Below are 5605 nucleotides of genomic sequence, written 5' to 3'. Positions count from 1 at the left end.
CGCGGGCGGCGCCTTGACCGGCGCCGCGCCGCGCAAGCTGGCGAAGGGGCTCATCGCTCGCCTCCCTTGGCGCCGGGGAACAGCGGCGGCAGGCTCACCGGGGCAGGCGGCGGCGTCGTCTGGGTGCGCGCCGCCGCGCCACCCATCAGGTGCAGGCGCATGCGCTTTTTGCGCGCCGTCTCGACCATCACGCCATTCGGCGCGATGGCCGTCACCCGCATGCCGTCGGCCAGCACGTCGCCGGCGCGCACCTCGACCACGGCGCCGCTCTCGAACAGCAGCGTCGCATATTGGTTCCTGCCGATGCCCTCCAGCGACTGCACCACCGGGTTGCCGCTGATCGGGCCGCTGCTCAGGCGCGCCCCCTCGTCCTGCCGGCCGGCGATCTCGTTCTGGCGCTGCAGGATCGCCACCTGCACCGCCAGCTGACGTTCGCGCGCCTTCAGCACCAGCGTTTCGGACTCGATGCGGGTCAGCGCCTCCGCAGCGTTGACGGCGGCCGGCGCCGGCGCGGCGGCGGCGCGGCCGCCTACCGCCGCCAAGGCGGCCCAGCAAAGCAGACGCAGACTATTTCGCATAAATGACTCCTTCCAAAGACCATATTCCAGCGCGGTAGCGCAAGCGCTCCAGGCGGACGCCGGGCATATCGAGCATGGCCGCCACTTCCAGCGGCGACACGCCCACCGGTCCGATCACATAGCGATAAGCATGCCAATCGGGAGGCGCGATCGCCGGCCCGGGAACGCCGGCCGGCGTCGCCGGCGCTGGCGCCTCCATCAAGGCCAAGTGCAGGTTCAGATGCATCAGCTGCAGCCTGGACTGGATGCCGGCCACCAGTTGCTGCTGCGGCAGCAGCGCTTCATCGACGCCGGCGCCGGGTGCGAAGGGCCGCGCCAGCGTGGCGGTGTCGCCGCCGATATCGACCTGGGCGCCGGGCACCTGCGCCAGCAGAAAATCGACGGTCGATTCCTTGCGCGTCCAGGTGTAGCGCTGCTCGGGCGCGCCGCAGCTGTATTCGGTCAGCGCCCAGCCGCCCGGCGTCAGTTGCATCAAGCCGTCGATGCACGCGCGCGCCACGCTGGTGGGGGCGGCGCTGTACGTCCACGGATGCGGCGCCGCCGCCACCTTGGGACGGCGCAGCTCGACCTGACGCAGCAGCTCGGCCTCCTCGGCCAGCCGCAACGCCTGTTGGCGCGCATGATACTGGCGCCAGCCCAGGCCGGCGCCCAGCACCAGCAGCGCGCACGCGGCGGCCACGCCGGCCGCCATGCGCGGCGACATGCGCGTGGCCGTCGGCCGCAGCCTCCACGCCCGGTTGATCTTGATCTGGCCGCCGCCCGGTTCTCCCAGCACATCCTCGATGCGCCGTTCGCGAAAATTGTGGAAGCCGTAGTGTTCCAGCTCCGCGTCGCCGATCACCAGGTTCCAGCCGCCCAGGCCATAGTCGCCATGCAGCCGTTCGAACACTTCCTCGCGGGTGCCGGCGAAGTCGCCGTTGGGCAGGAAATTGGCGTCGCGCACCGCGAAATAGGCCCAATTCCCGTCCGGCAGGCGGAAAGCGGCCAGCCAGTTGTGGACCGGCTGGTTTTCGCCGTCGTAGTGGGCGCCGTCGCGCGCCAGGCGGCCGGCCACCGCCGCCGCCAGCGAGTACAAGGTCTGGCGCGGGCCGGCGCCGCTGTGCGCAAATCCGGCCTGGGCGGTGGCGTACTCGCGCCGCAGCACAGCCAGATCGCAATCGATCTTGCGGGCCAGGTCGGCCGCCTCGCGCGCCAGCTCGCGCGGCCGCGACAGCGACTGCCAGAACAGCCCACAGATGAACTTGTGGCGGCCGAGCTGAACGATGGTGCCGCTCATCGCGCAGCCACCTCGGCGTTGCGCATGGTGGTCGGCGTCACCAGGATGACGATCACCTCCTTGTTGCTCTTGCGCGACATGCCGCCGCCCAGCAGGAAGTTGGCCGGATGGCCCACGCCCTGGCGGTCGAGATCCTCGTCGGTCTGCTCAAAGCCGCTGATGATCAGCGTCTCGTTGGACTTCATCGCCACCCGCTGCAGGAAGTTGCGGGTATCAAGCTCCGGCGATTCGATGCTGTTGCTGCCGCTGTCCACCTTGCGGATCTGGCGCAGCGCCGAGATGTCGGTGGAGAACTGCAGCATGACCGTTCCGTCGTCCAGCAAGTGCGGCAAAATGCTCATGTTGAAGCCCGACGTGACCACGCCGGGCGTCAGCGACGTCACCGTGCCGGACAGCGGCGAGGTGGTCGAGTCGGACGACTTCAGGTAGCTGGTCTGCTTGGCCACCTGCACCGGCACCGGTTGATTATTCAGCGTCACCACGGTGGCGCTGGTCTGGCGCCGCACCTTGCCCTGTTGCGACAGGGCCTTGATCATCAGCGTGCTGCCGGAGAATTTGCTGCCCGCCGCAGACAACACGCCGGCCGAAAAGGCGACCGGGCTGCTGCCGGGCGAACTGGCGATGTTGTTGCGCACACCGTAGCTGTTGTACAGATTGTTGTAGACCAGGTTCCAGTTGATGCCGTATTCGTCGGCATCGTTCAGCGTCACCGACAGCACGGTCACATTGATGGCGATCTGCCGCGACATCGCCTGGTTCTCGCTATCGATGAAGGCGGCGACCCGTTCCAGCACGTCGGGCGTGTCGACCACGGTGATGCTGCCGGTGGCTGGCGACGCCACCACCTGGCCGTAGGCGGACAGCATGGCGCCGATCGATTTCTGCAGATTGGAATACACCGACAGTTGCGAGCTGACCGCGGTATTCTGATTGTTGTTGGCGCTGACGCCGCCACCACCGCTGCCGCCGCCACTGCCGCCCCCGGTGGAGACGCCGCCACCGGAGCTGGCGCCGCTGCCGACCGTGGCGCTGAAGCTGGAGTCGCCGGGCAGCGCGTTGATCTGGAACGAGCGCGGTTCGGTATGGAAGAACAGGATCGTGCCGTTGCTGTATTTCCAGTAGACGCCGTAGCGCGTGGCCACCGTGTCGAGGAAGGTGCGGAAGCTGCCGTTGGCGAAGGCAATGTGTACCGGTTCCGCCTTGGCCGCGCCGCTCCTGGCCGCCGGCGTCTGGAGCGGCGGCACCAGCGGCGTGCCGGTGCCGGCCATGGGAGCGGGGGCCGATTGCGGCAACGCCCCGCTGGCCACGGCCAGCGCGCCGGGAGTGACCTTGGCGGGAATGCCCGAACGGACCGTGATGCGCTCGGCCAGCTCGGACAGCGATGCGACGGTGCGATCGAACGTGGTCGGCTCGCCAAACACCGGCGGCAGCACCGGCGCGCTGCTCACCTTGACCGCCTTGTGGCCGAGCCAGATGCCGTCGTCGTGCACGACGGCCGGCGCCGGCGCGACCGGCACGGGCTTGGCGGTGCCGACCTGGCCGGCCATTTCAGCGATCTTCTCCACCGATACGCCGGCGCCCTGGCCATCGCGACCGGCCGTGCCGGCGCAGGCCGCCAGAGTGCAGCACAGCAGCGCCGCGGTGATGACTCCAGCCCTCATGATTGCGCTCCTTTGACGACAATACGTATGACCCGGTTACCCTTGTAGAAGATCGCCTGCAACGGCGTCTCCGCCCCCGCCATGCTGCGCGCCACCGCTTCGATGGCCTGCTCGAGACTGCCGCCAATGCTGGTGTCGCGCTCGACGGCGTAATCGACCGGCGCTTCCCACACCAGCTGCCAGCCTTCGCTGGCGGCCCAGCGCAGCAGCGCCGCCTTCAGCGTCTGGTCGCTGAGCCTGAGCTGCCAGGTCGGCGGCGCCGGTGTCGGCGTCGGCGCCGCCGCGGCAGCCGGCAGCGCCGCTGGGCGGACGTCGGCCGGCTCTTCCACGCAGTCGGCTTCATTGATCCAGTATCCGTAACTGGGCTGCAGCAGCGGCGATGGAATGGCGGGCACCAGGCCCGGCATGCCTGCGCTGGCGGACAGCGGCAGGCACACGATCAGCGACAGCGCCACGCCGGGCGGATTCAACAAGTACTTGAGCATAGGCAGCGTCAATCCAAAACACACGAAGAAAAACCCGGTCCGTCCACATCGCGGCGCGCATATGCGGCGCCTCCTGTGACCATGAGTGGCGCGGCGCGCGGCGCGGTTCCATCATTTTGAAAATATTTTTTCCATGCGCGGCGAACCGGCCGTCGTTGCTGGCTTCCTGCAAAAAATCCTTGCGGTGAAACGCGGTTTGCTGATACAACTGCGGTCGCAACAATCACCTCTTCTTCAAGACGTCTTTCAGGAATCGATGGCATGCTGAATAAATCCGGGAGCATCGGCTGCTACGTGCGTAGCGACAGCCTGTTCGCCAAGCTGCAGTGCACGCTGCAGGGGGCCGGATTCAGCTGCGAGCGTTTCGCTTCCGAGAACAGCCTGTCGCGCATGTTGAGCCGGCGCGAATTCGCGCTGCTGATGATCGACATCGGCAACCACCGCGACGACAGCGAGGACTTCGTCTCCTGGTTGAACTGCCGCACCGGCAACAGCACGCCGGTCATCGCGCTGTCGCACGGCACGCCGGAGATGGCGGCGCTGGCGCTGAACGCCGGCGCGGACGATTTCATCGGCGCGCAGTTCGAGGCGGTTGAAGCGATCGCCCGCGTCCGCGCGGTGATACGGCGCCATCATCCGAACATGGCGCGCCGCACGATCGCATTGGGTAAATTCACGCTCGACCGCGATACGGCCAGCGCCACCTACGATGGCGTGCCGGCGGAACTGACGCCAAGGGAGTTCACCATGGCGTGGCTGTTCTTTTCATCGCCCGGCGTGTTCATCTCGCGCGGCACGATGGGCGCATCGATCTGGAGCGCCGACAGCGGGGTGGCCGGACGCACGATCGAACAGCACATCTACAAGCTGCGCAAAAAGCTGCAACTCGGCGCGGACCGGCGCGTCATCATCCGCACTTCGTACAGCCAGGGCTACCGGCTCGAATACACGCCCGAGGAATAAGGCCGGTACCGCCCGGGGCGGCGCGGTGCGCCGATTACTGCAGGCGCGCCAGTTCGCGCCGCAGGGCGGCGACGTCGCCGCGATGGCGGGTGACGCGTTCGGGCGGCGCGCGACCGGCCAGCAGGCGCGCCAGTTCGGCCTCGGCGGCCTGCAGCTCGGTGCTGATGATGTGTTTGCGATCGGCGTCCAGCTCGCGCTGGCGCTCAACGCCTGTGCGCGGAAAATCAGCCATCCCCAGCATCGGTGACGGCGCGCCGTCCTGCGCCTTTCCGGCGGCCGGCGACGGCGCCGCGCGGCGCGGCGCTGGCTGCGGCCGCAACACCAGCTCCCGCGCACCCGCCATGGGCGGACGGAAGTTGGTGTAGCTGACCACCCGCGTCGCCGGGTCCACATATTTGAACAGCGTCGCCTGCGCCGCCGGCGTGGCCACGGCCGCCAACAGCAGACAACCCAGGCGACGTCCTTTGCCTCGGCTCACCGCCATGTTGGCCCCGTGCGCTTGCAGACGACGGTACGCGGCTTCTTCGGCCACATCGTATCGGCCAACGACGGACGACGGAACGGCGACGCGGCGACAGCAACGCCGGTGGCAGTGGCGGCGCCGGCGCCATTCGCCGCGCCCGCGCCCGCGCCGGCGGCAGC

The 5605-nt window shown here is 68.5% G+C and carries 7 protein-coding genes; 1 reads left to right on the top strand and 6 read right to left on the bottom strand.

Going from position 1 to position 5605, the window contains the following annotated elements; genetic code table 11:
- Positions 1–50: 50 nt before the first annotated feature.
- From pilP to GTP90_RS34655, 5 genes are read right to left on the bottom strand one after another with little or no spacing between them, the layout of a single operon-like run.
- Positions 51–578, bottom strand: a complete 528-nt coding sequence (gene pilP, locus GTP90_RS34675; RefSeq protein WP_161087773.1) for a type IV pilus biogenesis protein PilP — start codon at positions 576–578, stop codon at positions 51–53.
- Positions 568–1854: a type 4b pilus protein PilO2 gene (gene pilO2, locus GTP90_RS34670; RefSeq protein ID WP_161087772.1), complete on the bottom strand. Its 1287-nt coding sequence runs from the start codon at positions 1852–1854 to the stop codon at positions 568–570. Before pilO2 ends, pilP begins: the two co-directional genes overlap by 11 nt.
- The gene (gene pilN / locus GTP90_RS34665; protein ID WP_175048347.1) at positions 1851–3515 is read right to left on the bottom strand and encodes a PilN family type IVB pilus formation outer membrane protein; all 1665 of its coding nucleotides are present in this window, start codon (positions 3513–3515) and stop codon (positions 1851–1853) included. Before pilN ends, pilO2 begins: the two co-directional genes overlap by 4 nt.
- Positions 3512–4000 (bottom strand): toxin co-regulated pilus biosynthesis Q family protein, encoded by a 489-nt coding sequence (locus tag GTP90_RS34660; protein WP_161087771.1) that lies wholly within the window; start codon positions 3998–4000, stop codon positions 3512–3514. Before GTP90_RS34660 ends, pilN begins: the two co-directional genes overlap by 4 nt.
- 8 nt (positions 4001–4008) lie before the next feature.
- Positions 4009–4263 carry a hypothetical protein gene (locus GTP90_RS34655; RefSeq protein WP_161087770.1) on the bottom strand — a complete coding sequence of 85 codons (255 nt, stop codon included), beginning with the start codon at positions 4261–4263 and terminating at the stop codon, positions 4009–4011.
- Between GTP90_RS34655 and GTP90_RS34650 the strand changes: the two genes are divergently transcribed.
- Complete coding sequence (locus tag GTP90_RS34650) at positions 4262–4963, top strand: response regulator transcription factor (protein WP_161087769.1); 702 nt, start codon at positions 4262–4264, stop codon at positions 4961–4963. The two genes, GTP90_RS34655 and GTP90_RS34650, sit on opposite strands and share 2 nt — an antisense overlap.
- A 34-nt stretch (positions 4964–4997) precedes the next feature.
- Here the strand turns inward: GTP90_RS34650 and GTP90_RS34645 are convergent, their stop codons facing one another.
- On the bottom strand, positions 4998–5447 hold the full coding sequence (locus GTP90_RS34645; RefSeq protein WP_161087768.1) for a DUF4124 domain-containing protein: 450 nt from the start codon (positions 5445–5447) through the stop codon (positions 4998–5000).
- Between the last annotated feature and the right edge of the window lie 158 nt (positions 5448–5605).

Source organism: Duganella vulcania, assembly GCF_009857655.1.
In the GTDB taxonomy this organism is placed as follows: domain Bacteria; phylum Pseudomonadota; class Gammaproteobacteria; order Burkholderiales; family Burkholderiaceae_D; genus Rugamonas; species Rugamonas vulcania.
The sequence above is the reverse complement of the archived record's forward strand: the minus strand, read 5'-3'. Positions and strand labels throughout refer to the sequence as shown.